Source organism: Actinoplanes sp. NPDC024001 (genome assembly GCF_040638955.1).
In the GTDB taxonomy this organism is placed as follows: Bacteria; Actinomycetota; Actinomycetes; order Mycobacteriales; family Micromonosporaceae; genus Actinoplanes.
Genome location: NZ_JBEZZB010000149.1, coordinates 1 through 26,016, shown reverse-complemented (window position 1 = coordinate 26,016; position 26,016 = coordinate 1). Strand labels below are relative to the sequence as shown.

Below are 26,016 nucleotides of genomic sequence, written 5' to 3'. Positions count from 1 at the left end.
GAGATGAGCCGGCTCCTGGAGGAGAACGACCTCCTGCAGACGCGCGCCCGGCGTACCGATGCGGTTGCAGGCTCCAGCCTTGCGTCGCACAGCATGTGCGGCGGCGCATCGGCGGGATGGGAACGCTGATCCGTGTCGACCGATGCCGCCGGGGGTAGGGGAATGGCCGATCTGACCACTGTGCTCAAGGACAGCTGGAACCTGGTCGCGGACCGCAGCGACCAGGTGGTGGAGCACTTCTACGCGCGCCTGTTCCTGGCCTTCCCGCAGCTGCGGGATCTGTTCCCGGTGCAGATGCGGGCCCAGCGCGACCGGCTGCTGAGCGCGATCGTCTCGGCCGTGCACCACTTCGACGACCCGGTGCGCCTCGACGCCTGGCTGCGCGGCCTCGGCCGCGACCACCGCAAGTTCGAGGTACGCCCGGAGCACTACGCCCAGGTCAAGGTGTGCCTGCTGGACGCGATCCGCAGCCACGCCGGCGACCGCTGGAACGACGTCTACGAGCAGGCCTGGAACGACGCCTACGACCTGATGGCGGACCGGATGATCGCCGGGGCGGGCGAGCGTGACGACCCGCCCTACTGGGACGCCGAGGTGCTCAGCCACGAGCGGCGCGGCCCTGACGTCGCGGTCTTCACCTGCCGCCCCCGGCAGCCGTTCACGTTCCGTGCCGGGCAGTACGTCAGCCTGGAATGCCCCTACCGGCCACGGCTGTGGCGCAGCTACTCCATCGCCAACAGCCCCCGCGAGGACGGCACCCTGGAGTTTCACGTGCGCGCCACCGGGGCCGGCTGGGTGTCCAGCGCGCTGGTGCGCCGCCTGCGGGCCGGCGACGTGCTGCACCTGGCCGCGCCGATGGGCTCGATGACCCTGGACGTCACCTCCCGCCGCGACGTGGTGCTGGTCGCCGGCGGCACCGGCCTGGCCCCGGCGAAGGCGCTGCTCGGCGACCTGGTCAAGTACAACCGGACCCGCTGGGTGCACCTGTTCCGCGGGGAGCGGCAGCGGGACGGCTTCTACGACCGGGAGCAGCTGGACCTCATCGCCGAGCGGTACCCGTGGCTGAGCATCGTGCGGGCGGTCAGCGACGAACCCGGCTATCCCGGTGAGCGCGGGGCGCTGCACGACGTGCTGTCGCGGCACGGGCCGTGGCGCGACCACGACTTCTACGTCGCCGGGTCGGGGCCGATGGTGAACGCGACACTGCGGCGGCTCGCCGAGATGCGGGTGCCGTCCACCCGGATCAGGTACGACGCCTTCACCGACGGCTGAACGGGCGCTCCCCGTCGTACCGAAAAGGTGGAAAGCGTATGCCGGCCTGCCGGCGGGTAGGCAGCCTGTCACCTGGGACACAGGAGGCGGGATGCGCGGAATCGTCGCGGCCGTGGTGGCCGTGCTGGCGCTGGTGAGCGGGTGTGGCTGGCCGCGGGACACCGGGCAGACGCTGGCCGACGTGCGTGCCGGGGTGCTGCGGGTCGGTGTGACCGACAACCCGCCGTGGGCGCTCGCCCACGGCGAGGGCGAGCCGTCCGGCGCCGAGCCGGCTTTGGTACGGCAACTCGCGCAACGCTTCCAGGCCCGGGTCGAGTGGTTCCCGGGCTCGGAGTCGGCGCTGATGCCGGCGCTGAAGGACCGCGTGCTCGACCTGGTGATCGGCGGCCTGGACGCGAAGTCGCCGTGGATCGAGCATGCCGCGCTGACCAGGCCTTACGTCTCGATGCGCACGGTGCTGGCCGCGCCGGCCGACGTCGCGGTGCCGGACGACCTCGCCGGGGTGCGGGTGGCCGTGCGGGCCGGCACCGCCGAGGTCGCCGCGATGGTCGGGGAGGGCGCGGACGTGGTCACCGTCCCGGAGATCACCGGCCGGGAAGGGCTCCCGACGGTGGTGCCCGAGTGGCGGGTCGCCGAGCTGGGACTGCGCGAGACCGGGCACGAGACCGGCTCCGCCGACCACGTGTGGGCGGTGCCGCCGGGCGAGAACGCCTGGCAGGTCGAGGTGGAGCGGTTCCTGCTGGGACAGTCCCACGAGGGCGTGAGCGAGCTGCTGGTGGAGGCGGAACGGTGAGGCCCTACGACCGGTTCGAGCTGCCGCCGGACAAGGCCGCCCTGCACCGCCGGGCGGTCCGTCTGGAGTGGTGGACGACCGCCTTCTTCATCGGCGCGATCACCCTGCTGGCGCTGACCCTGGGCCAGTCGCAGGCGATGAAGGCGGCCTGGATCGAGGACATGCTCGGCCTGGTCCCGCCGGCCGCGTTCCTGATCGCCGCCCGCTACCGCAATCGGCCGCCGAACGAGCGCTTCCCGTACGGCTACCACCGCGCCGTCAGCGTCGCGTTCCTGGCCGGTTCGGTGGCGCTGTTCGGCCTCGGCGCCTACGTGGTCTACGACTCGGCGGCCCGGCTGCTCGCCCGGGAACGCCCGCCGATCGGGCTGGTCGAGGTGTTCGGGCAGACCTTCTGGCTGGGCTGGCTGATGATCGCGGCGCTGGTGGCGACCATGATCCCGGCCGTCCTGCTGGGCCGCGTCAAGCAGCGCATCGCCCGCGAGCTGCACGACAAGGTGCTGTTCGCCGACGCCGAGATGAACCGGGCCGACTGGCTGACCGCCGGCGCGGCCGCCCTCGGCGTGCTCGGCATCGGCGCCGGGCTGTGGTGGGCGGACGCCGTCTCGGCCCTGATCATCGGAGGCGACATCGTCCGCGACGGGGTACGCACCACCCGTGGCGCGGTCGCCGACCTGATGGACCGCAAACCGCGGGTGGTCGACGGCAGCCGCCCGCACCCGCTGCCGGACCAGCTGCTGGCGGCGGTCCGCGACCACGACTGGATCGCCGACGCCTGGCTGCGGCTGCGCGAGGAGGGCCACGTCTTCGTCGGTGAGCTGCTGGTGGTGCCGCGACCGGACACGGACTGCCTGGTGGAACGGCTGGCCCGGCTCGAGGAGTTCGCGCGCTCGTTCGACTGGCGGATGCACGACCTGGTCGTCGCACCGGCGATTTCGCCGATTCGCCCCGACTGAACATCGACGACCGTCTCTGCCATGAGACGATTGCTGACCGCCGCGCTGGCCGGCCTGCTCGCCGCCGTCGGCCTCGCCGCACCCGCCCAGGCCGCCCCCGGCGGCACCGGTCCCTACCCGGCCGACTACGAGACCACCATCCGCCTCTACAACCACACCATCTACCGCCCCAGCACTCTCCCGGCCGGGCTCACCCTGCCGATCGTCGCCTGGGGCAACGGCGCCTGCCGCGCGGACGGCACCTGGTTCGAGAACATCCTCAAGGAGTTCGCCTCGCACGGCTTCCTGGTCATCGCCAACGGCCGGCCCGGCGGCACCGGCAGCACCGACGCCGGCATGCTCACCGACGCCATCGACTGGGCGATCGCCGAGAACACCCGGATCGGCAGCCGCTACCGCGGCCGGATCGACACCACCCGGGTGGCGGTCATGGGCCAGTCCTGCGGCGGCCTGGAAGCCGTCGAGGCAGCCGCCGACAGCCGCGTCGACACCGCCGTCATCTGGAACAGCGGCCTGCTCAGCGACCGGAGCAACTACCAGCTGGCCCGGCTGCACAGCCCGGTCGCCTACTTCACCGGCGGGCCGGACGACATCGCCTACCCGAACGCCGTCGACGACTACGGCCGCCTGCCGGCCGGACTGCCCGCATTCCTCGGCCACCTGCCGGTCGGGCACTACGGCACGTTTGCCGAAAACAACGGCGGCGAGTACGGCCGGGTCGGCTCCGCCTGGCTGAAATGGCAGCTCAAGGGCGACCAGAACGCCCGGGCGCTGTTCGCCGGCCCGGCCTGCGGGCTGTGCTCCGGCACCCGCTGGACCGTCACGAGCAAGAACCTCACCTGATCAACTTCTGGGCGGCCCGCCGATTAGGCGGGCCGCCGGCGGGCATTGTTGACCTGAAGGTCGACCGACGAGCCCGACGGGAGAACGACAGGTGAACTGGCTGGAATTCGCGATGCTGCACGCGGCCGAGACCTGCACCGTCGAGGTGGCGGCGGTCAAGGGCACCCGGGGTTACGCCAGTCCGGTCCCGGTCGGCCCGTGCGTCATCGCCGACGGCACCGTGCTGTGCCCGCCGGACACCGTCGCCCCGCCGGGCTCGCTGATCACCCTGCCCACCGGCGACACCGTCCGCGTCGTCGACGTGCACTACCTCGACCCGCACGGCACCCGCCTGCCCGAGCACCTGCAGCTGGACCTCAGTCTTCACGCAGCAGGAACGCCGGCGGCCGCTCCCGCCAGGCGGGCACGTCCATGCCGTTCAACACGGAGATCAATTTCTTCTCCTCGTAGATGAAATGCGTCTGCATCACCGCTGACAGCGCGTCCAGCTCGGCCCGCACCCGCGTCTGCGCCGCCGGGTCCGGCTGCTCGGGCAGCCCGTCGAGCAGCTTGCGCAGGTTGCCGAGCAGCCACTCGATCTGGTTGTGGTCGGTCTTCAGCTCGGTCAGCACCGGCCGCAGCTCGGGGAACTCCTCGGCGATCGCCGGGAACGCGCCCCGGTCCTCGCCGGTGTGGTGCCGGGCCAGCGCCGAACAGAACGCCAGGCAGTGCGCCCGCAGATCGGTCGCCGGCAGGCCGCGGCCGGCGAAGTAGTCGTCGAGGCCGTCGGTGAGATCGTCGAGCAGCTCCCGCAGCCAGACGTGCACCTCGATCAGCTGATTGCCGAACGCGGCCAGCCGCTGGTGCGCCTCGAACTCCGACGTCATCGACACCCCCTCAACGGTCACCCACGATACGCAGGGCGAGCTTCCGATGCGTACGGTCGTCGGTGCGCCCGGCCAGCGCCCGCAATTCGGCCGGCCCGGTCTCCGGATGGTGCCGCACCCAGTTGTCCAGCAACTCCCGGCGCAGCGGTGCGGGCGCGTCGGCGGCGTACGCCACCACGACTTCCGCGGTCTCGTCGAGCAGGCTCGCCACCGTGGGCACGTCGGCGCCCTCCCGTCGCAGCTGCGCGGCCAGCAACCCGGTCCCTAGCGGTGTCAGCCGGGCGTTCTTGCGGTCCAGCTCGACCACGCCGAACACCGCCAGCTGCTCCAGCATGCCGGCCAGGTCGCCGTCGTGAGCATCGCGCCACCACGGCTCGGCCTCCGCGCCGTCCTCCAGCAGGTCCCAGGTGAGCTGCGCGATCTCGGCGCGGGCCAGCGGCCGCTGAGTCAGGTAGAGCGGCAGCAGCACCGCTCCCATCGCCTCGCCGAAACGCCATCGGACCAGCGTTTCGCTGCCGGGCATGGCGACCGCCGCGCCGAGGCCGGCGAAGGCGTCGACCATGCGGTGCGCCAGCGCGAGGGGGTCGGCCACGAGCTTGGCCGCGCTCTTCACCGGCAGCAGCCGGCCCTTGACGACCCGGACCACCCGGGCCGCCCGCGCCCAGGCGAAGACGATCGACAAGTCGTACAGCTCGTCGCTGCTCGGCGTCCGCCACGCCCGGCCGCCGAGCACCGGGTCGATCTCATCCGGCAGGTCCAGCCGGGTGATCAGCTCGCGCGCGTCCGCCAGGCGCAGCCGTCCGGTCGCCGTCAACGGCCGGCCATCACCCACCCAGGCGACGAATCCGCGCACCCGGCCCACCGCCACCGACCGGCTGGCGAGTTCGGCAAGAGTGGAGTCGTCGGGCACCGCCACCAGCGGCAATCGCGGGGGCGGCTGCTGGTCGGCGGCCAGGTGGTTCGCCGTCATCCGGTCGAGCAGTTGCTGATCCACGGTGATCCGGCCGGACCGGACCTCCGCGATGTACCGGGCGGTTGCCGTCTCGTCCTCGAGGTCGACCCCGGCGGCCAGCATCCGCATGCTCCAGAACTTGGCGGGGCCGTAGCGGGACTCGTCGCCCATCGCCTCGGCGAAGTCACCGGCCAGCGCGTCCAGCCCGGCGTGCAGGTCCGCGGCGGTGGCGCAGCGCGCGTCCGCGAGGCCGGCCGCGAACAGGAAGTCGACGAACGCGTGCACGGTCGGCACCACCGCCGGCCACTCGTCCGGCGCCATCGTCACCTTGCGGGGGAACCAGTCGCAGAGTGCGGCGCGCAGATCGGACGGCGGCCACCGGCACAGCAGCCCGTCCCCCTCGGACCAGCGGTGCTCCAGCAGCACCTCGACCACGAACGGGTCGGCCGGCAGGTCGGCCGCCCACCGGCCGAAGGCGTCGACCAGCCGGTGCAGGGCCGGGACGATCACGTCTTCCGGGGCACCGGTGAACACCATCCGCATGGCCTCGTACCGTACGTCGCTCTCCGGTGAGGGGTGCCTCCCGGGTAACGGATAACTGGTCCAACCAGTTGACGGGTTGCTGTGATGGCGGGCACACTGCCCGGCATGACGTTCGAACCGCTGTCCCGGGAGTCCGTGTCGGACCAGGTGTTCGGCCGGCTGCGCGACGCCGTCGTCGCCGGCCGGTATGCCGCCGGCGACCCGCTGCCCAGCGAACGCGAGCTGGCCGCCGCCTTCGGGGTGAACCGGCACGCGATCCGTGAGGCACTGCGCCGGCTGCAGCAGCTCGGGCTCGTCAAGGTCAGCCAGGGCGGCGCCACCCGGGTGCAGGACTGGCGGGCCACCGCCGGCCTCGACCTCGCGATGACCCTGGCCGCCGTCGGGGACGTGCTGCCGCTCGCCACCCTCAACCGCGACGTCCTGGAGATGCGGGCCTGCATCGGCGCCGACGCGGCCCGGCTCTGCGCCGAGCGGGCCGATCCGGCGGCGCGCGCGGCCATCGCGGCGGCCGTGGAGGAGTACGCCGCCGCGGTGCCCGACCTGGACCTGATGGCGGCGGCCGACCTGGCGGTGTGGCGGCGGATCGTCGAAGGCTCCGGCAACATCGCCTACCTGCTGGCGTACAACAGCCTCACCGCCGGAGCGGTCGCCGTCGGGCACATGCCGCAGCCCCGGCGTACCGCTGAACTGCTCGACGTCGCCGCGCACCGCCGGCTGGCCGAACTGATCGGCGCCGGTGACGCGGCCGGCGCCGAAGGCGCGGCCCGGGCTCTGCTCACCGCCGCGGTCGCCACCCGCTCACAGATGGGAAACCCTCGCCCATGATTCCCGCCGTCCTCTACGCGGTACCCGCCTTTCTGCTGCTCATAGTCATGGAGTTCCTGTCGTTCCGGTTCCTGCCGGACGACGAGGAACGCGGCTACGAAGCCCGCGACACCGCCACCAGCCTCTCCATGGGCATCGGCAGTCAGGTCATCGGCGTGCCGTGGAAACTGTTCACCGCGGTGCTGTTCGCCGGGCTCTACGTGCTCAGCCCCCTCAAGCTCGACCCGGCCGACTGGTGGGTGTGGGTGCTGCTGTTCTTCGCCGACGACTTCGCCTACTACTGGTTCCACCGGCTGCACCACGAGGTGCGGGTGTTCTGGGCCGGCCACGTCGTGCACCACTCCAGCCAGTTCTTCAACTTCTCCACCGCGCTGCGGCAGAGCTGGACCCCGATGACCGCCCTGCCGTTCTGGCTCGGGCTGGCGGCGCTCGGCTTCCCACCGTGGATGATCTTCCTGCAGCAGTCGATCAGTCTGGCCTACCAGTTCTTCCTGCACACCGAGCGCGTCGACCGGCTGCCCCGGCCGATCGAGTGGTTCTTCAACACGCCGTCGCACCACCGGGTGCACCACGGCGCCAACGACCCCTATCTGGACCGCAACTACGGCGGCATCCTGATCATCTGGGACCGGATGTTCGGCAGCTTCGAGCCCGAGGGCGAACGCGTCAAGTACGGGCTGACCACCAACATCGAGACGTACAACCCGCTGAGGGTGGCGACGCACGAGTACGCGGCGATCTGGCGGGACCTGCGGTCCACGTCGAACTGGCGGCACCGCGCCGGCTACCTGTTCGGCCGTCCCGGCTGGCAGCCCGCCGCATGAGCGCGGTTGAGCACCCGGTGGCGCCGGGCCGCGGCGCAAACGGCGGCATGAGCCTGCCGCTGAAACTGTTCGCCGCGGCCGCGGCGGTGGAGATCGGCGCGGTGGCCGCGGACTGGACCGCCCTGCAATGGGTGGCCAAGCCGCTGCTCGCCCCGCTGCTCATCTGGCACCTGCGGCGGCACGGCCCGCTGGACACGGTGGCGGTCGGCCTGGCCTTCGCCACCGCCGGCGACATCGCGCTGCTCGTTCCTGGCGAGCCGGCCTTCCTGACCGGGATGCTGTTCTTCCTCGGCGCGCAGGTCAGCTTCATCGTCGCGTTCCTGCGCCGAGCCCGGCCGCGATGGTGGGCGTTCGCCGGATACGGGCTGGTGTGGGCCGGCGCCAACGCGGCACTGTGGGGGCAACTGGGCGCTCTGCGCGTACCGGTGCTGCTCTACAGCCTGGCGCTGACCGCGATGGCGGCGGCAGCGGCGGGGGTTTCCCGGCGCGTCGCGCTGGGCGGCCTGCTCTTCCTGATCTCCGACCTGCTGATCGGCCTCGACGCGGCGGGCACGCGCCTGCCGGCGCAGGGCGTGCTGGTGATGACCACCTACAGCGCGGCGCTCTTCCTGATAGCCACCGGTTGGGTACGGTCACGCGCCCCGCAACCGGTGAACGACCCTCACGCCTACAGCACGTCCACGTCCTAAGCCCGATCGAGGCCGTTGGCATGTGATCGAACGTGCAGCGGCAGTGTGGGGAGGCCGGGTGGGACCGCACCCGGCCTCCCGCACTGCGGGGGAGATGGTCTAGAAGGCGCCGGTGTAGAGCAGCCGGTTCGGGGAGCCCGAGCCCGGGCTGGTCACCACGCCGGCCGTCGCGTTGGTGACGATCGCGGTGTGCACCTGGGCGGGTGTGGCGGCCGGGTTGCCGGCCAGATAGAGCGCTGCCGCGCCGGCCACGTGCGGGGCCGCCATGGACGTGCCGCTGATCGTGTTGGTGGCGGTGTTGCTCGTGGACCACGCCGACGTGATGTTGATGCCGGGGGCGAACACGTCGACGCACGTGCCGCGGTTCGCCCAGGACGGCTTGGCGTCGTTGGCGTTGGTCGCGGACACGGTCAGCGCCTGGGTGACCCGCGCCGGGGACTGCGTGCACGCGTCCAGGGCGAACAGGCCGAGGAAGCCGTTGCCGGCCGCGATCGCGTAGCTGACACCGGACGCGATCGACGCGCGCACCGCGTTGTCCAGGGCGGTGTCGGCGCTGCCGCCGAGGCTCATGTTGGCGACGGCGGGCTTCTGCGCGTTCGCGGTCACCCACTCGATGCCGGCGACGACCTGCGCGGTGGTGCCGCTGCCCTCGCAGTTGAGCACCCGCACCGCGTGCAGCCGCACACCCTTGGCGACCCCGTGCGCGGTGCCGCCGACGGTGCCCGCGACGTGCGTACCGTGGCCGTTGCAGTCGTCGGCGGCGCCGCCGTCGATGGCGTCGAAGCCGCTGGCGGCGCGGCCGCCGAAGTCCTGGTGGGTGGTGCGGATGCCGGTGTCGATGATGTAGGCGTTCACAGTGGTCGCGGTCGTGTTGTAGGTGTAGGCCTGGTTCAGCGGGCGGTTGCGCTGGTCGATGCGGTCCAGGCCGTAGGACGGCGGGTTGGTCTGCGTGTCCGAGGCGCGGTGGATCACGTTGGGCTGCACGAACGCGACGTCCGCGTCGGCGGCCACCTGCCGCGCCTTGCGCGCCGACATGGTCGCCGCGAAACCGTTGAAGACCTTGCGGTACGTGTGCTGCACGCTCGCCCCGTGCTCCGCGGCGACGGTCCGCGCGACCTTGCCGGACTTGAGGACGACGACGTAACTGTCCGGCACCACCTCCGCGCCGGGCACCGCGAGCACGGCCGCTTCCGCGGGTGCCGCCTGGACTCCGGTGGTCAGCCCGAAGACCGACAGAGCGACGGCGCCGGCCACGGCGGCGCCTCGACGAATGGTCGTTCTCACCTGAACCTCCCCACGTTGGGTGGTCACACAACCACGCGAGGTGACGCTAGCAGGTGAATTGATGCGTGTGAATGACAGATCCGGGCCGGTCACCACCGGACCGGACGTTGCGGCCCCCACCACACGAGCAGGCGGGCGAGGGCCTGCGACACCTCCTCCTCGGGCACCGGCTGCAACCGGGCCGGACCGGGCGAGCCGAGCAGGGTGGTGCGCTGCCAGACGTTCGACGGCAGCAGCGACTCGTCGATGACCGCGCCGCCCACCTCGGTCCGGCGCACCAGCGTGTGCACCTCCGACCCGGGCACCGCCGCCGTCCAGTAGGTCATCCGCGGGGGCGGCGCCTCCGCCGCCTGCTGCCGGCGCAGGGCGGCCACGTCGTCGAGGTTCCCGCGGGCGGCGGCCCGGGCCGCGGTGATCTGGGCGCGGGTGAACAGTTCCGGGCGCCGGCGGCGGGTCTCGCGGCCGGCCTCGGTGAAGAACGCCTCGCCGGGCACCTTGGCCGCGCCGTCCGGCAGCCAGGCGGCAAGCTGGTCGACGAGGGCCCGGATGTCGTCGCACTGCCGGTGCAGCCACTCCCACCGGTCCTCCGGCCCGGAGCGGTCCGCGCCGTAGAGTTCCGCCATTCGGCTGTACTCGCCCGCCCAGTAACCCCACTGTCCGGCGTCGATCAGCGTGGAGCGGCCGGCCCCGAAGTCGCGCGGCGCGCCGGCCGGGGACGGTTCGGCGTCGGCGTCGATGAGCACGTCGGCGCGCCAGTGGCCGCCGCCGGCCGGCCCGGCGAACCGGAGCACGTCGTAGGCGCCGTTCCACTCCTCGATCAGCGGGAGCCGCTCGACGTGGAGGCCGTACTCGGGTTCGGCGCCGGCGGGCAGCACGATGGTGAACCACAGCAGCGCCTCGTCGAGGGTCCGGGCGGCCGGCGGGCTGCCCTGCCCGGCCAGGCCCATCGCCTCCGGCGAGGGCGGCGGCAACGGTACGGCCGGGTCGTACCGCACCGCGCCGGTGGGAAGGACCGTCGCCGGGCGCTTGCGGCGGAAATTGAACAGGCTCACCGGGGGAGCATGCTATGTCCCGACCGGACGGTCCAGCAGATGCAGCGGCGCCGCTCGTACGCCCGCCGCGTCCAGCGCCGCCCAGTAGGCGCCCGCCTGGGCGGCGTCGACCGGCCCGCACACCAGAGGCAGACCGGGCGTGACCGCGTGCAGCAGCGACTCGAGCCGGCAGGAGGCGATCGTGTCCGGCAGGCCGCCGGCGCCGGCCACCGGTGGCAGGCCGTCCGCGACGGCCCGGCTGCTCGGGCCGCCGTCGAGCAGGCCGCCGCCGACCACGAGCACGTCACCCCGATCGCGCATCCGGGCCAGCGCCCGCGCGGTGTCGAAGCAGTGCGGGAACGAGTCGTCCACCAGGATCGTGCCGGGCCGCAGCCGGTCGACGTCCAGGGTGCCGGGGCCGCCGCTGGTGGCCGCGACGATCACGTCGGCGCGGTACACGCCGTCCGGCGTCGTGACGACCTCGACGGCGCCGGGATAGCCGGCCGTCTGGATCTCGGCGGCCAGGCCGGCGAGCCGGTCCGCGGCGGCCGGCAGGTCGCACAGGATCAGCCCGGCGGGCGGCTGGCCGGCCCGGTCCAGCAGCAGCCGCAGCGACGACGTGCCGATCGAGCCGAGGCCGACGACCGCCAGGACACAGCCGGAGAGCCGGCGGTCCCGGGCGGACAGCGCGGCGAACGTGGTGCGCACGACCGAGGCGGCGGTCACCGCGTGCCCGGTGGTCACCCGCGCGGCGGAGCGGACCAGCCGGGCCACCGCGCTGCCGTAGCCGGTGTTCGCGGGGATCATGCCGGCCAGCGAGACGGTGCGGGCGCCCTGGGCGGCGGCCAGGTCCGCCGCGGCGGCGGCGTCGGCGGCCAGGTCGCCGTGGGTGAGTTCGTCGGCGAACCGGGGCACGCAGACGAAACCGGACCGGCCCAGCGGTGTCGTCGTGATCTCCAGCAGCCGGGGGCGGTTTCCGGGGAACAGAGCCGTACGTAGCGATTCCCGGTCGAGGCGGGGCAGCGCTGCCCGTACCTCTGCGGGAAGGTCTCCGGCCAGCGCCGCGAGGTGCGCTGGGGCCGGAAGGTAACCGACCAGCGCGGCATCGAGCCCGGCCGCATCGGACGCTCCGGCGGCTTCCAGCTCGGTGCGCAACCCCGTGGCGAGCCGGTCGAGCAGCTCGGGTGCGATGCCGCCACGCAGCGTGAGCCGCAGGCCGCCGTCGATGGGGCGCACCGCGAGCAGCACGTCCGTGCCGGGTGGCGCCGCGAGTTCGGTGTCGGCCTCGTCCCAGGTCAGGCGCAGCGTCTCGCCCTCGACCGGGCCGAGCGCGCCGAAGTCGAGGTAGGTGAAGAAGAACTGCCAGCCCTCGGGCGCGGTGAAGACCCCGGTCCGGGCCTCGGCGACGGCATCGGCCAGCCGCCGCAGATCGCCGGCGGCGTCGCCGGGCCGCACCGCGACCGCGGTCGCGCAGGGCCCGAAGATCCGGCCCAGATCCGGCAGGGAGTGATCACGACCGGTCACCGCCACGCCGATCAGCGGATCCGGCAGGCCGGTCACCCGGGCCAGGGCGCGATGGTACGCGGCGAGCACCGGCACGAACGGCGTGACCCCGGCCGCCGTGGCGACGCCGCGCAGCCCGGCCACCGTCGCCGTGTCCAGGGTGAAGCCGGTCGTGACGGTCCCGCCCACCGTGACCACGCCGCGGTCGCGTGGCACCGGGGTGGGCGCGAGCCGGTCGAGCAGCGCCGCGTAGTCCCGGAACGTCGATCGCAGCGGCGTCAGCGCCCGCTCACCCCGGTCGTAGACGGCCAGCAGCTCGCGGGTCAGCAACGCCACGCTGTAACCGTCACCGACCAGGTGGTGCGCGTGGATCAGCAGCACATGCTCCCGCGGCCCGGTGCGCAGCAGCCGCAACCGGACCAGCGGCCCGATCTCCGGATCGAGGACGACGGCGCGCTCGTCGTCGAGCGTCCCCGGATCCGGCTCGTAGCCGACCTCCAGCCGGACGTCCGCCAGCTCCTGCTGCATCGGCGGGCGGAACACGGTGCGCAGCATCGGATGCCGGGCGACCAGCACGTCGACCGCCCGCTGGAACCGCTGCACGTCCAGCGGGCCGTGCAGGCGCGGCGCGGCCAGCCACGTCGACGGTGTGCCGAGCCGGTCGGCCAGCAGGAACCCGCGCTGGGTCAGCGTCATCGGATAGGCGGCGCCGTCCACGGCCGCGGCCGCCGGCTCGGCACGCGCCTCGTCGATGGCGGCGGCCAGGGCCGCCAGCGTGCGATGCCGGTAGACCACGGTCGGCCGCGGCAGCACCGGCAGGTCGGCCTCGAGCGCGGCGAACATGTCGAGTACGCCGATCGAGTCGCCGCCGAGAGCGAAGTAGTCGTCGTCGCGCCGCACGTGCGGCACGCCGAGCTGGCGGGACCACACCTCGGCGAGCAGGCGCTCGGTGGCGGAGACCGGCAACGACCCACGGTCGATCTTGCCGGTCGCGGTGAGCGGCAACGCCCGCATCACCTCGATCCGGGCCGGCACCAGATAGGCCGGCAGCAGACCCTCCAGGTACGAGCGCAGCTCCGCCCCGGAGACGACGAGGTCGCCGCGGGGCTGCACCCAGGCGACGAGGCGGCCGCCGTCGACGCGTACGGCCGCCGCGTCCACCGCGAAGTGACCGCGCAGCACCGCCGCGACCTCGCCCGGCTCGATCCGGTAGCCGTGCAGTTTCACCTGGTCGTCGAGGCGCCCCCGGAACCAGAGCAGGCCGTCGGCGTCGCGTGCCGCCCGGTCGCCGCTGCGGTACCAGCGCTGCCCGGCGCGGACCACGAACGCCGCGGCCGTCTGCTCCGGGTCGTCCAGATAGCCGCCGGCCACCCCGGCCCCGCCGATCCAGAGCTCGCCGACCTCACCGGCGGCACACTCGCGGCCGTCGTCGCCGACGACCTCGACGGTGGCGCCGCCGACGGGCCGGCCGATCGGCAGGTGGGTCACGTCGTCGGCGGGACGTTCGCTGATCACGTGGAAGGTGGCGTTGATCGTGGTCTCGGTCGGGCCGTACAGGTTGGTGATCCGCTGATCGGGGCCGAACAGGTCGAACCAGCGGCGCACGTGCGCGGGGGAGAGCTCCTCGCCGCCGACGTGCACCCAGCGCAGTGCCAGATCCGGTCGCTGCCGCTCGGCCGCGGCGAGCAGCCGCTCCCAGAGGGCCGGGACCGAACTCCACACGGTGACCCGGTCGCGTTCGACCCGTTTCAGCAGCTCAGCGGGGTCGCGGACGGTGTCCCGGTCCCAGGCCACCACGGTCGCGCCGACCAGCAGGGGGGCCAGCAGCTGGCGTACCGAGGCGTCGAAACAGATCGACGCGGTCTGCGCCAGCCGGTCGCCGGCCCGGTAGCCGAACGTCTCCAGCGACCAGTCCAGGTAGTTGGTCATCGCCCGGTGCGTGACCGGAACGCCCTTCGGCCGGCCGGTCGAGCCGGAGGTGAAGATGACGTACGCCAGGTCGTCCGGCCCGGTGGCGACCGGCGGCGGCGCCGCGTGCGGGGCGCTGCGCCCCTCGACCAGCGTGAACCCGCCGAGCGCCCGCGCGGCGTCCCGCGTGGTGGCGTCGCAGACCACCACGCGCGCGCCGGACCGGGTGAGCTGATCGGCCAGCCGCGCCGGCGGGTGGGCGGCGTCCAGCGGCACCCAGGCCGCGCCGGCCTTCAGGATCGCCACCACCCCGATGACGGTCTCCGCGCCCGGCCCGGTGAGCAGGCCGATCCGCTGGGCGCCGGTCGCGGCCAGCCGGGCGGCCAGGCGGTCCGAGGCCAGGTCCAGGTCGAGATAGCTGAGCGGTACGCCGTCGGTGAGCACCGCGGTCGCGGCCGGCGTGCGGTGGCACTGCGCCCGGATCCGCTCGGCCACCGACGCGTGCGGTTCCTCGGCCAAGGCGCTGATCTCGGCGAGGTGCTCGTCGGCGAAACGCCGCACGGTGGCGGCGTCGAACAGCGCCTCCGGATAGTTCCAGGAGAAGTGCAGGGCGCCGTGCGCCTCGAAGCAGACCAGGCCCAGCCGGGTCGCCGCCGACGCCGTCCCCGCGGTCGTCTCCCGCACGTGCTCCGCGGTCGCCCCGGCGCCGGGGAAGCGGGCGAAACTGAAACTCGCCGGGGTGGCGGTGCGCGGCCCGGCGCCGTTCGCGGACAGCATCCGGGCCAGGTCCACGGTCGAGACCGAGCCGTGCCGCTCCGCCTCCAGCCACGCCTCGCGAAGCCGCGCGGCGAGCGCCGTCGCCGGCTCACCGGGTTCGAGGTGGGCGAGCACCGGCAGCGTGTCAGCGAACGGGCCGACCATCCGGTCCAGCCCGGCCAGCCGGGCGGCGCGCCCGGCGCGCGCCACCGCGACCGGCACGGACTCCTGCCCGGTCCACCGGGCCAGGCACCGCACGTAACCGGCCAGCAACAGATGGAACAGCGACACCCCGGCGGTGCGGGCCTGAGCATTCAGGCGTGCGCTGAGCTGCGGGTCCAGCCTGCTTTGCCACATCGCGTACGGCGGGCAGGGCTCGGCGTCCGGATCCCCGTCGAACGGCAGCCGGAGTGTGGGGTAGGTCGCGAGCTCCGCCCGCCAGAACTCCAGATCGGCGCTGGTGGGCGGGGTGCGCATCGCCTCGTGATCGGCGAACGTGGCGCGGGGTGGCGCCGGCAGCCCCGCATTCGCGTAGAGCGCCCACAACTCGTCCCCGAGAATCGCCAGGCTGTAGCCGTCGGCGGCGGCGTGATGCGCGACGAGGATCAGGTGCGCGAGGCCGTCGCCGACGGCGAGCACCGCCCGCACCGGGGCTTCCCGGGTCAGGTCGAAGGTCCGGTTCCGCAGGCCGGCGTCCAGGTCGTGGACCGGACCGGTCAGGTCGGTGACGGTGAACCAGGCCGGCCGCCCGGTGGTGCCGGGCGCCGAGAAACGCTGGCCGGCCGCGCCGAACCGCACCCGCAGCATCGGATGCCGCCGCTCCAGCTCGGCGAAGGCGGCACCGAGCCGGTCCGCGTCCACCGGCCCGGCGATGGTCTGCCGGACGTAGGCGTAGGCGGGCACCTCCGGATACAACCGGCTGGTGGTGTGGAAGCCCAGCTGCACCGGGCTGAGCGGGAATGCCGTCGTGCCGGCGAGGTGGTGGGCGAGTTCGCCGACGGTGCGGTATTCGAAGAACAGCGTCGTCGAGAGGGTGCGGGCGAGGCGGGCTTCCAGGGTTTTGACCAGGTCGACGGCGGTCAGCGAGTCGAGGCCGAGGCTCAGGAACGACTCGTCGAGACCGATCTCCTCCGGCTCCCGCCCGAGCGGCCCGGCCAGCAGTTCGCGCACGATCGCCACCAGGCTGTCGTGGCCGATCTCCGTGATCGTGCCGCTCTCCGCCGCGCCGCCGGTCCCGGTCGCCTTGCGCGCCGCAGATCTGTTTCCAGCTTCGGCCACGCCGATGCCGGTGCTGGTGCCCGTGCGGGTGTGGGCGCTGGTGCCCGCGTCCGTGTCGGTGCTGGCGCCAGGGCTGGTGCCGGTGCCGGCGCCCGTGCGGGTGCCGGCGCCGGGCTCGGACTCGGCCGTGGCTTTGCTGTGGCCGGCAGCGTCCGCGCCGTGCGACTTGGCGCGGGCCGGGCGCGGGTTGTCGGGCATGCCGCTGGGACCGGGAGTGACGAGTACCTGAGGGCGGCCGAGGGCGGCGGCCGCCCACAACAGGTCGGGGACCTGATCCAGCGGCAGCGCGTCGACGGTGACGGAGTGGGCCGCGGCGAGGCCGCCGGCCAGGGCGGGCAGGTTGACCGCCACGAAACGGCGGCCGGCGGACTGTTCGGCCGCAGCGAAGGCATCGAGGTAGGCGTTGCCGGCCACATAGTCGCCGACCGCACCGGCCAGGCCGGGCAGCACAGACGAGACCGAGGACAGCGCGATGACCAGTGGACGCTGGGATCGCAGCGCCTCGGCCAGCAGTGTCGTGCCGATGACCTTGGCGGCGAGCCCGGCGGTGACCTCCGCGGGGGTCTTCGCCCGCAGGCTGCCGGGCCGCACGATGCCGGCCGCCTGGATCACGACGTCGAACTTCTCGCCGGCGATCAAGGCCGCCACGTCCGGTGCTGCTGTCACGTCCGCGACCCGGTATGTCGCGGTCGCGCCGAGCGCGCGTAGTCCGGCGAGGAGATCGGACGGTTCGGCCGAGCGACCGGCGAGCAGCAGGCGCGGTCGTCCCCGGCGGGCGAGATGACGGGCGATCGCTGAGCCGGCGGCTCCCGCACCGCCGATGATCAGGTAGCTGCCATCCGCCGGAAGGCCGGCCGGCCTGGAGCCCGTTGGAAGGCCGACCGACTCCGAGCCCGTCGGGAGGCCGGCCGGCTCGGAGCCCGTCGGGAGGCCGGCCAGCTCGGAGTCCGCCGGAAGGCCGGCCGGCTCGGCGTCCGTTGGAAGGCCGACCGGCTCGATGGCCGGCGCCGGCACGAACTCGCGCCGCAGACGCCGGCCGTCCCGCCAGGTCACGATCTCGGCAGGCCCGGGTGCCGGCGGGTGGTCAGACTCCTGCGCTACGGCGGCGCGGCGTAGCTCTTCCGGATCCTTCGACGAGAGGTCGACGACGCGCACGCCGAGCCCGGGGTTCTCATCGGCCAGGGCCATCGCCAGTCCGCCCCAGACCGCATGGCCGGGGTCGGGGGCGTCGCCGTAGAGATCGGTTGTGACGACCAGCAGATGCCCTTCGCGCGGGGCGGCCGCCATCGCGGTGGCGGCATCTGTGCAGGCGGCTTCAAGCATCGCTGAGGCAGCGACCGTCGTGGCGCCTTCAGTGCAGGCGGCCTCGAGGATCGCAGGGGCAACGACCGTCGTGGTGGCGGTCAGCACGGTCACCGGGCCGGTGGCGGAGGTCGCCGGCAGTGATGCTTCGACCCAGTGGGGGACCGACAGGACGGGATCGGTCGGCCAGTAGCGGCGGCGCTGGAACGGGTAGGTGGGCAGCGCAACCCGGCGGGTGCCGATGTCGAGGGCGGTGCGGTCCAGCGGTGCGCCACGGCGCCACAGGTCGCCCGCGGTGGCGAGGAGGTCGCGGGTGGTGGTGCCGGCTGCTCGTACCGTCGCGGGTTTGATCAAAGGTGCGAGAGCGGCGCTCGCGCCGATCTCGATGAAAGTGTCGTAGCCGGCGGCGCGCAGCCGGTCGGCTGCCGCCGCGAAGTGGACCGGGCGCAGGGCGTGCTCGGCGAGATAATCGCCGTCGAAGGCAGGCCCAGCGTGTGCATTTCGGCCCTCATCCGCACCCGCGATCGACACGTCGGACCAGTCGGCGGTCACTGTGCTGAGCAGCGGGATCTCCGCGGAACGCGTGGACGGCGCGATCGAACGCAGAGCGTCCGCGACCGGCGCCATGGCGGGGGAGTGGAAGGCGTGCGAGACGGCAAGCCGCCGGGTGGCGATGTTCGCCGCGGTCAAGCGCGCGACGGCGTCGTCGATGGCCGCGACCGGCCCGGCCAGCACGACCCGGTCGGCAGCGTTCTCGGCAGCGATCACCAAACCGGCCGGCCCGGTCAGGTGCGGGTGAGGGTCGGTGGCCGGCTCGGCGGTGCGCAGGTCGGCGCCGAGGATGGTGGAGAGCTGGGTGGGAGTGGCGGCCACGGCGAGCATCGCGCCGGGCTCGGCGAGGGTGGCCGTCAGACGACCGCGTTCGGCGGCGAGGCGGACGGCCTCGGCCGGGGTGAGCATGCCTGCGGTGACGGCGGCTGCGAACTCGCCGACGCTGTGCCCGGTGACCGCGTCCGGGCGTACCCCGAAGTGCCGCAACTGGGCGGCCTGAGCCGCCGCGAAAGCCACCACCAAGGGCTGGGTGACCTCGGTGCGGGCCAGGTCGGCGGCCGGCACGGCTGGGTCGGTGCACCATTCGACCAGGGTGCGGCCGGCGATCGGGCCGACTGCTGCCGACACCTCGTCCAGCACCGCCCGGAACACCGGCGCGGTCGCGTAGAGGGCCGCGCCCTGCCCGGGCACCTGCGTTCCCTGGCCGCCGAAGAGGAACGCGACCCGCGGGGTCCGGCCCACCGATGGTCCGAAAGTGATCGTCGTCAGTTGCTCCGCGAGGTCACCGTCGGCGACGATCGCGGCGCGGTAGGGGCCGTCGTCGCGGGCCGTGGAGGCGGTCGCGCAGACATCGGCCTCGCGCAGCTCAGGATGGCTGCGCAGGTGTTCGGCCAGGTCGGTGGCCGCGACCCGCAGCGCGGCCGCCGAACGAGCCGACAGGGTCAGCAGGCGCGGTCGCGCGGCGCCGTCACCGCCGGGATGCGCCAGGCCGGGCTCAGCCGACTGGGCCGGGCTATCGGCGGGATGTGCGGGGGGATCGGCTGGATCGTCGGCGCTGCCGGGAAGCGGAGCGGACAGGATGGCGTGGGCGTTGGTGCCGCCGAAACCGAAGCTGTTGATGCCCGCCACCAGCGGGCCGGTCCACGCCCGCCGTGAGGTGACCACCTCGAACCCGGCGCCCGCCAGGTCGAAGCGCGGCGTCGGCCGCTCGTGATGCAGCGATGGCGGCAGTTCCCGGTGGCGCAGCGCCAGGATCACCTTGAGCAACCCCGGCATGCCCGCCACGTTCAGCAGATGTCCGATATTGGTCTTCACCGAGCCGAGCAGGCGCTTCCGTCCGTCCGGCAGCGGCGGGAAGGCGTGCGCGAGCGAGCGGGCCTCGATCGGGTCGCCGACGGCGGTGCCGGTGCCGTGGGCCTCCACATAGGTCACGTCGGCGGGGTCGACGCCGGCCGCCCGGTACGCCTCGGTGATCACCTCCTGCTGCACCAGCGGGTTGGGCGCGAGCAGGCTCAGTGAGCGGCCGTCGTTGTTGACCGCCGTTCCGCGCACGACGGCCAGCACTTCGCCGTCGGCGTCGGCGAGGCGGGTCAGGACCAGGGCGGCGCCGCCCTCGCCGGGGACGAAACCGTCGGCGTCCGCGTCGAAGGCCCGGCAGCGGCCGGTGGGGGACAGCGCCTGCGCTTCGGCGAGGAGCCGTTCGCCGGTGGGGGTGAGGTTCAGGTTGACGCCGCCGACCACCGCTACGTCGCAGTCCCCGGCGGCCAGGCTCTGCCGCGCCACGTGCAGCGCGACCAGCGCCGACGAGCACGCGGTGTCGATCGCGAGGGCGGGTCCGCGCAGGTCGAGCAGGTGCGCGACACGGGCGGCGGTGAGGTTGCGCAGGCTGCCGGTGAGCGCGTGCGGCCCGGTGCGGTCGGTGATCAGCTCGGGGTAGCCGCTCTCCCCGACGGCCGCGAACACCCCGATCCGGCGGTCGTGGCGGCGCGGTCCCGCGTACCCGGCTCGTTCGAGAGCCTCGTGCGCCAGCTCCAGGAAGATCCGCGCGTGCGGGTCCAGATGGCGGGCTTCAGCGTCGCCGATGCCGAAGTACGCGGCGTCGAAGAGCGCCGGATCGGCGAGGAACGCGCCGTGCCCGCCGCCGGGCCAGCGGGTCGCCGGCGTCACGCTGTCGCGGCCGTCGAGCAGGTTGTGCCAGAACTGTTCGGGCGTGTCGGCGTCCGGGAACCGGCAGGCCATCCCGATGATCGCGATCTCCGCCGGGGGCCGGGCGGGTGCCGCGGCCACGCGCCTGCCGGGCGCGCCGTCGGCCAGCAGCCGGTCGGCCAGGGCGGGGACGGTTGCGCAGTCGCGCAACAGGACCGGATCGAGGGTACGGCCCAGCGCGTCCTCCAGCGCGGCGAGCACCTCCATGGCCGCGAGGGACGACCCGCCGATCGCCAGGAACCGGTCGTCCGGGCCGATCCGCTCCGCCGGGATGTTCAGCACGTCGGCCCAGACCGCGCGGACCGTCTGCTCCATCTCCGGCCGGGTCCGCGGACGCCCGGCCGGCGCCGACCGTGGCGAGCTCGTCGCGGGAGCCGGTGCCGCCGGCCCGGCGCCGATGCGGTCCCGCAAGGCCTGCCGCCGCAGCTTTCCGCTGGTAGTGCGTTCGAACGTCCCGTTCGGCACCACCCGCACCTCGACGCCGTCGTAGCCGAGCGCCTCCGCGACCCGGCCCCGCACCCGCTCGGCCACCCGCGGATCGGCTCGCACCGCCGGCGCGGCGAGGAACACCACAATCCGTTCCCGGCCGCTCTCCGGGTCGGTGGTGCCGACGACCGCGACCGGCCCCACCCCGAGCCCGGGCGTCCCGGCCGCCACCTCCTCCAGGTCAGCGGCGTGGAAGTTGCGGCCGTGCACGAACAGCACGTCCTTGTGCCGGCCGGTGACGCACAGCCGCCCCGACCGCAGGAACCCGAGGTCGCCGGTGCGCAGCCAGCCGTCGACGAGCGCGGCGGCGGTGGCCGCCGGATCCCGGTGGTAGCCGCGGGTCACGTTCGGCCCGCGTACCTGGATGTGCCCGACCAGGCCGTCCTCGACGGGTTCGCCCGAGTCGTCGACGATCCGCAGCGCGCAGCCCGGCAGGGGATGGCCGACGTCCATGAATGCGACAGCCGGCACGTCCGGCCCGGCGTCCAGGGCGACCCCGCGGGCCAGGGCGGCCCGGCTGAGCCGGTGCGGGCGGGCCAGTTCGCCCATCGGCGGGCAGGCGACGGCCACGGTTGCTTCGGCCAGGCCGTACACCGGTTGCAGCGCGTGCGGGTCGAGCCGGGCCCGGCCCAGGTGCGCGGCGAACGCCCGCCACACCGCCGGGGAGATCGGTTCCGCGCCGACCATCACCAGCCGCACACTGCTCAGGTCGAGGTCGTCGAGGACCGGGCCGGGCACCCGCCGTACGGTCAGGGCCAGCGCGAAGTTGGCCGCCGAGAGGATCGTCCCCCGGTGCCGGGCGGCCGCCCGCAGCCACACCTCGGGCCGTTTCGCGAAGGTCAGCGGGCTGATCCGGACCTGCTTGCAGCGCAGGTGCAGCGGGGTGAGGTGGGTGCCGATCAGCCCCATGTCGTGGAAGTACGGCATCCAGGTGACCACCACGTCGTCCGGCCCGCCCGCGCTGGCCTGCCGGGCCTGCTCCACGTTCGCGGCCAGGTTGCCGTGGGTCAGCTCGACACCTTTCGGGGTGCCGGTGCTGCCGGAGGAGAACTGCAGCAGCGCCAGGTCGTCCGGACCGACCGGAACCGGCTCGGTGAGCGGGGGCGCCGCCCGGAACGCGGCGCTGTCGGCGGCCACCGGGGCGCCGTCGAGCAGCCGTTGGACCGCGGCCACCCGGGCCGGTTCCGGCGGCAGCGGCACCGGCACCGCACCGGCCAGGACCGCACCCCAGAACAGCGGCAGGAACTCGGTGCTGTCCTCGGCGACGATCAGCAGCGGGTCACCCTTGCCGAGCCCGGACGCCATCAGGCCGCCGGCGATCCGCAGCGCGTCCGCGTACAGCTCGGCGTAGCTGGTGAAGCGTTCCGCCCCGTCACCGCCGACATGCACGACGCCCTGGCCGGGCGCGTCGGCGGCGGCTCGGACCAGCACCTCGGTCAGCGTCATGATCAAGACCCTAGCCAGGGTGGCCAACTCCCGGCCGGCACCCGTACGGCTCCTCAGCCCGCTCTCCGCCGCGCCGATAGAAACGACGCCCCACCGGCAGCGGTGGACTCGGATCTGTGGAGGTTGTCCATGCGTCTTGTGCCCCAGTCGTTGCGCCGGCGTGGCGCGCTGCTCACGGCCACGACCGCGGCCGTGGTCGCGGCCATCGTGACGGTGCTGGTGCTCAACTCGAACCCGGCGGCTGCCACCTGGCAGAGCTTCGCCGGCACGCCCACCTGCGACTGTGTGGTGCAGGACACCAAGAACAACACCTACCGGGCCGTCTTCGGCTACGTGAGCACCAGCAAGTCGGCCGGCAAGATCGACGCCGGGGCGAACAACAGGCTGGAGCTGACCGGCGGCTCGAGGACCGACGGCTCGGTCACCACCCGCTTCGAGCCGGGCACCCACAAGGCCAGCTTCTCCACCGGCTGGGTCTCCAAGAACACCCAGATCACCTGGAAGGTCGGCGGCAAGTACGTGACCGCCACCTGGAACAAGCCGACCTGCGGCAAGGACGTCAGCCTGCCGGCCGGCGGCAACGGCTCCGGCCCGATCGTGGCGCTGCTCTTCGCCGCCCTGATCGGCGGTGCTGTCTTCCTGTGGCGCAAGCGCCGCGCGGCGGCCCAGTGATGCTGCGCAGCGTCTTGGCGATCGGGGCGCACCCCGACGACATCGAGCTCGGCTGCGGCGGCACCCTGGCCGCGCACCGGGCCGCCGGTGACGCGGTGACCATGCTCGTCGTCACCGGCGGGCAGAACGGTCCCGGCGCCACCGCCGAACGGCGGGCAGAGGCCGAGGCCGCCGCCCGCAACCTGGACTGCCTGCTGCGCTGGGGTCACCTGGTCGACTGCGCGGTGACCGCCGACGCGGCCACCATCGCGGTGATCGAGAAGGCGATCCGCGACACCGACGCCGACGTCGTCTACGTGCACGCGCCCGACGACTCGCACCAGGACCACCGGGCGGTGGCCGCCGCGACGCTGTCGGCCGGGCGGCACAGCCGGCGGATCCTGCACTACCGCAGCCCGTCCACCACCCGGTTCGAGCCGACCGTCTTCACCGACATCTCGGCCCACCTGGACACGAAGATCGCGGCCCTGTCCTGCCACCGCAGCCAGGTCGAGAACTCGGCCATGGTCGACCCGGAGGTGGTCGCGGCCTCGGCCCGGCACTACGGTGCGCAGGCCCGGGTCCGGCACGCCGAGGCGTTCATGCCGGCCCGCTTCGTGTGGGATCTCAGCCCGGTCCTCGAGATGCCACTGATAACGCAGATGCCGGCATACCCGGCGCAGGTTCCGGCATGACCGGCCGGGGGCGCCACCGCCGTACGGCGTCCCCGGCGCACTTCCGCAAAGGCCTGCTGGGGCACGCGCTGGTGTTCGCGGCCGTCATCGCCCTGTTCGGTGTCGACGCCACCCTCGGCTGGTGCGCCACCGTGCTCAACGTCGTGTTCCTGCTCTTCTTCTTCCGGCACCTGGCGTTCGCCGTCTCGGCCGCCCGCTGGGCCGAGAAGGACCTGGACGCGCCCCTGGTCGGCGTCGAGGGCTTCACCCCCTCGGTCGCCGTCCTGGTCGCCTGCAAGGACGAGGAACTCGTCGTCGACGGCATGGTGTCGGCGCTGCTCTCGCTGGACTACCCGGCGGACAGGCTCACCGTCGTGGTGGTCGACGACGCCTCCACCGACGGCACCGGCGCCATCCTGGACCGCTGGGCCGCGGCCAACCCGCGCCTGCGGGTGCTGCACCGCGAGCCCGGCGCCGGCGGCGGCAAGTCCGGTGCGCTCAACGACGCCCTCGCGCTGGTCGACTCGGAGATCGCGGTGATCTTCGACGCCGACCACCAGCCGGAGGCCAGCGTGCTGCGCCGGCTGGTCCGGCACTTCCGCGAACCCAAGGTGGGCGCCGTGATGGGCCGCTGCGTGGTCCGCAACGGCATCGAGTCCAGCCTCGCGTCCACCATCTTCATCGACTACCTCTCCGGCTACCTGGTCAACGAGTACGGCCGGCAGGCCCTGTTCGAGCTGCCCGCGTACGGCGGCGCCAACTGTGCCGTGCGCACCGACCTGATCCGCGCCCTCGGCGGCTGGAACCCGGACACCGTCACCGAGGACACCGACCTCACCCTGCGGCTGCTCCTCGGTGGGCGGCGGGTGCGCTACGACCCGTCGGCCGTCGACTTCGAGGAGGCGGTGCTGTCGTCCAGCCGGTTCTGGCGGCAGCGGTACCGCTGGGCGCGGGGGCACCAGAAGTGCCTGCGCGACTACTGGCGGCCGATCCTGCGGACCCGGCACCTGTCACCCATGGAGAAGCTCGAGACGATGCTCTTCCTCTGGGTCTACCACGTGCCCGTACTCTGCGGTCTGGGCCTGCTGCTGATCGTGCTGCGCGCGTTCGGCATCGGTGACTCGTCGGCGATCGAGATGTTGGCGCTGTCCGCGCTGCTGTTCGCCGGCCCGTTCACCGAACTCGCCGTCGGCCTGGTGCTCGGCCGGGTCGAGCGCCGCGCCGTGTGGATGCTGGTCGGTTTCATCCCGGCCTTCGGCATGTCGATCCTGACCGCCACCAAGGCGTACTTCGACGGCATGTGGGGCAGCACCTACAGCTGGTCCAAGACCGCCCGCTCGGGCGCGACCAGCACGGTCGCCCGCGACCTGGCGGCGGTGCCATGAGCCTCGTGACGCGCCGCCTGGAACGCACGCTGATCCGGCGGGCAAGCCGCCGGGCAGTGACCACCGCGACCGTACGGCGAAGGCAGCTCGTCCTGATCGAGATGCTGCTGGCGGTACTCGGCTGTGTCGGCGGATACGTGCTGCTCATCGAGTGGGCCCGCCGTTTCGAGGTCTCGCTGACCGCGTCGATCCTCGACGTGCTCGGCGTGGACCGCATCTCGGCGGCCCTCGGCGACTCGTTCATCGTCTTCGGCCCCGGCTACGAGCCCGTGGTCGCCGAGATGACCGCGTCCTGCTCGGTGCTCACCAGCATCCTGGCGCTGGCCGCCCTCGCCCTGGTCGCCCTGCGCGAACGCCCCCAGGTGGTGGTCGGCTTCGTCGCGGCCGGCCTGTTCGTGCTCGCCGCCAACCAGGTCCGTCTCATCCTGTCCCTGCTCGCCGGACGCTACTTCGCCGTGGACGCGCTGATCTTCTTCCACGACTGGGTCGGCGCCGCCATCAACTTCGCCTACACCCTGATCGGACTGCTCATCATGATCGGACTGACGATGTACGACGCCCAGCGCGCCGAGCAGGACCACACCGGCCGCCACACCGCCGACCGTCCCGAGGCGTGGGGCCGTCCCGGCCTCGGCCACCGCGTGCCGGTCGAGCCGGCCCCGGAGGCGGGCCGCGCCAACGTCGCCGCGATCCTGCACCGCCGGATCCTGCCCAAGTCGGTCTCCAGCCGCCTCGCCCGCCGCCGCGAACAGCGCCGCGTCGACTACCGGGTCGGCCACGAGAGCGCCGGCCGCCGCGCCGTCATCGTCCGGGAACTCGCCGCCAAGGGCCTCGGCGTGCACACCGCCACCCTGCTCGCGGTCGCCACCCACGAGACCGACCCGCTGGTGCTCGACGCGCTCGCCGGCGCCGTCGCCGCCCGCCAGTGGGAGCCCGTCGCCGGCCAGGACGTCATCGCCCTGCGGCTGTGGGCCCGCGCCTGGCTGATGCGCGCG

16 protein-coding genes are annotated in these 26,016 nt (G+C 73.5%); 11 read left to right on the top strand and 5 right to left on the bottom strand.

The annotated features are described in order from the left end of the window. The first annotated feature begins 162 nt into the window (after positions 1-162). The 4 genes from AB0F81_RS39510 (at position 163) to AB0F81_RS39495 (ending at position 3,861) form a co-directional block, all read left to right on the top strand. Entirely contained in the window at positions 163-1,272 is a 1,110-nt protein-coding gene (locus tag AB0F81_RS39510; RefSeq protein ID WP_360206505.1) for a globin domain-containing protein, read from the top strand. A gap of 91 nt (positions 1,273-1,363) precedes the next feature. Further along, complete coding sequence (locus AB0F81_RS39505) at positions 1,364-2,065, top strand: transporter substrate-binding domain-containing protein (RefSeq protein ID WP_360206502.1); 702 nt, start codon at positions 1,364-1,366, stop codon at positions 2,063-2,065. After that, positions 2,062-3,018 carry a cation diffusion facilitator family transporter gene (locus tag AB0F81_RS39500; protein ID WP_360206499.1) on the top strand — a complete coding sequence of 319 codons (957 nt, stop codon included), beginning with the start codon at positions 2,062-2,064 and terminating at the stop codon, positions 3,016-3,018. The genes AB0F81_RS39505 and AB0F81_RS39500 overlap by 4 nt, the downstream gene beginning before the upstream one ends. Positions 3,019-3,039: 21 nt before the next feature. Further along, positions 3,040-3,861 (top strand): alpha/beta hydrolase, encoded by an 822-nt coding sequence (locus AB0F81_RS39495; RefSeq protein WP_360206496.1) that lies wholly within the window; start codon positions 3,040-3,042, stop codon positions 3,859-3,861. Between the two features lie 356 nt (positions 3,862-4,217). On the opposite strand, the gene AB0F81_RS39490 is transcribed toward AB0F81_RS39495, so the two are convergent. Continuing rightward, a complete protein-coding gene (locus tag AB0F81_RS39490) occupies positions 4,218-4,727 on the bottom strand; it encodes a hemerythrin domain-containing protein (protein ID WP_360206493.1) in 510 nt (169 codons plus the stop codon). A gap of 10 nt (positions 4,728-4,737) precedes the next feature. Beyond that, on the bottom strand, positions 4,738-6,222 hold the full coding sequence (locus tag AB0F81_RS39485; protein WP_360206490.1) for a hypothetical protein: 1,485 nt from the start codon (positions 6,220-6,222) through the stop codon (positions 4,738-4,740). Between the two features lie 105 nt (positions 6,223-6,327). Here AB0F81_RS39485 and AB0F81_RS39480 point away from each other — a divergent pair, with 105 nt between their 5' ends. From AB0F81_RS39480 to AB0F81_RS39470, 3 genes are read left to right on the top strand one after another with little or no spacing between them, the layout of a single operon-like run. Beyond that, on the top strand, positions 6,328-7,047 hold the full coding sequence (locus AB0F81_RS39480) for a GntR family transcriptional regulator (protein WP_360206488.1): 720 nt from the start codon (positions 6,328-6,330) through the stop codon (positions 7,045-7,047). Continuing rightward, positions 7,044-7,871 (top strand): sterol desaturase family protein, encoded by an 828-nt coding sequence (locus AB0F81_RS39475; RefSeq protein ID WP_360206486.1) that lies wholly within the window; start codon positions 7,044-7,046, stop codon positions 7,869-7,871. Before AB0F81_RS39480 ends, AB0F81_RS39475 begins: the two co-directional genes overlap by 4 nt. Further along, positions 7,868-8,560 carry a lysoplasmalogenase gene (locus AB0F81_RS39470; protein WP_360206484.1) on the top strand — a complete coding sequence of 231 codons (693 nt, stop codon included), beginning with the start codon at positions 7,868-7,870 and terminating at the stop codon, positions 8,558-8,560. The genes AB0F81_RS39475 and AB0F81_RS39470 overlap by 4 nt, the downstream gene beginning before the upstream one ends. Before the next feature lie 99 nt (positions 8,561-8,659). On the opposite strand, the gene AB0F81_RS39465 is transcribed toward AB0F81_RS39470, so the two are convergent. From AB0F81_RS39465 to AB0F81_RS39455, 3 genes are all read right to left on the bottom strand, one after another. Then, positions 8,660-9,844 (bottom strand): S8 family peptidase, encoded by a 1,185-nt coding sequence (locus AB0F81_RS39465; protein WP_360206481.1) that lies wholly within the window; start codon positions 9,842-9,844, stop codon positions 8,660-8,662. A gap of 89 nt (positions 9,845-9,933) precedes the next feature. Then, positions 9,934-10,896, bottom strand: coding sequence for a hypothetical protein (locus AB0F81_RS39460; protein WP_360206478.1), 963 nt, complete (start codon positions 10,894-10,896; stop codon positions 9,934-9,936). A 12-nt stretch (positions 10,897-10,908) separates the two neighbouring features. Next, entirely contained in the window at positions 10,909-22,311 is an 11,403-nt protein-coding gene (locus tag AB0F81_RS39455; RefSeq protein ID WP_360206475.1) for an amino acid adenylation domain-containing protein, read from the bottom strand. Between the two features lie 129 nt (positions 22,312-22,440). On the opposite strand from AB0F81_RS39455, the gene AB0F81_RS39450 reads away from it, so the two are divergent. The 4 genes from AB0F81_RS39450 to AB0F81_RS39435 all read left to right on the top strand — a co-directional run. Next, positions 22,441-22,983, top strand: coding sequence for a hypothetical protein (locus tag AB0F81_RS39450; protein WP_360206472.1), 543 nt, complete (start codon positions 22,441-22,443; stop codon positions 22,981-22,983). Then, positions 22,983-23,657 carry a PIG-L deacetylase family protein gene (locus AB0F81_RS39445; RefSeq protein ID WP_360206469.1) on the top strand — a complete coding sequence of 225 codons (675 nt, stop codon included), beginning with the start codon at positions 22,983-22,985 and terminating at the stop codon, positions 23,655-23,657. The genes AB0F81_RS39450 and AB0F81_RS39445 overlap by 1 nt, the downstream gene beginning before the upstream one ends. Beyond that, on the top strand, positions 23,654-25,021 hold the full coding sequence (locus AB0F81_RS39440) for a glycosyltransferase (RefSeq protein ID WP_360206466.1): 1,368 nt from the start codon (positions 23,654-23,656) through the stop codon (positions 25,019-25,021). Before AB0F81_RS39445 ends, AB0F81_RS39440 begins: the two co-directional genes overlap by 4 nt. Beyond that, positions 25,018-26,016: hypothetical protein (locus AB0F81_RS39435; protein ID WP_360206463.1), on the top strand; the 999-nt coding region annotated here is incomplete at its 3' end. The genes AB0F81_RS39440 and AB0F81_RS39435, both read left to right, overlap by 4 nt.

Excerpts from the sequence above, each read along its gene's own strand:
- AB0F81_RS39510 (WP_360206505.1), top strand. The coding sequence starts at position 163 with ATGGCCGATCTGACCACTGTGCTCAAGGACAGCTGGAACCTGGTCGCG.
- AB0F81_RS39505 (WP_360206502.1), top strand. The coding sequence starts at position 1,364 with ATGCGCGGAATCGTCGCGGCCGTGGTGGCCGTGCTGGCGCTGGTGAGC.
- AB0F81_RS39495 (WP_360206496.1), top strand. The coding sequence starts at position 3,040 with ATGAGACGATTGCTGACCGCCGCGCTGGCCGGCCTGCTCGCCGCCGTC.
- AB0F81_RS39490 (WP_360206493.1), bottom strand. The coding sequence starts at position 4,727 with ATGACGTCGGAGTTCGAGGCGCACCAGCGGCTGGCCGCGTTCGGCAAT.
- AB0F81_RS39485 (WP_360206490.1), bottom strand. The coding sequence starts at position 6,222 with ATGCGGATGGTGTTCACCGGTGCCCCGGAAGACGTGATCGTCCCGGCC.
- AB0F81_RS39480 (WP_360206488.1), top strand. The coding sequence starts at position 6,328 with ATGACGTTCGAACCGCTGTCCCGGGAGTCCGTGTCGGACCAGGTGTTC.
- AB0F81_RS39475 (WP_360206486.1), top strand. The coding sequence starts at position 7,044 with ATGATTCCCGCCGTCCTCTACGCGGTACCCGCCTTTCTGCTGCTCATA.
- AB0F81_RS39470 (WP_360206484.1), top strand. The coding sequence starts at position 7,868 with ATGAGCGCGGTTGAGCACCCGGTGGCGCCGGGCCGCGGCGCAAACGGC.
- AB0F81_RS39455 (WP_360206475.1), bottom strand. The coding sequence starts at position 22,311 with ATGACGCTGACCGAGGTGCTGGTCCGAGCCGCCGCCGACGCGCCCGGC.
- AB0F81_RS39450 (WP_360206472.1), top strand. The coding sequence starts at position 22,441 with ATGCGTCTTGTGCCCCAGTCGTTGCGCCGGCGTGGCGCGCTGCTCACG.
- AB0F81_RS39445 (WP_360206469.1), top strand. The coding sequence starts at position 22,983 with ATGCTGCGCAGCGTCTTGGCGATCGGGGCGCACCCCGACGACATCGAG.
- AB0F81_RS39440 (WP_360206466.1), top strand. The coding sequence starts at position 23,654 with ATGACCGGCCGGGGGCGCCACCGCCGTACGGCGTCCCCGGCGCACTTC.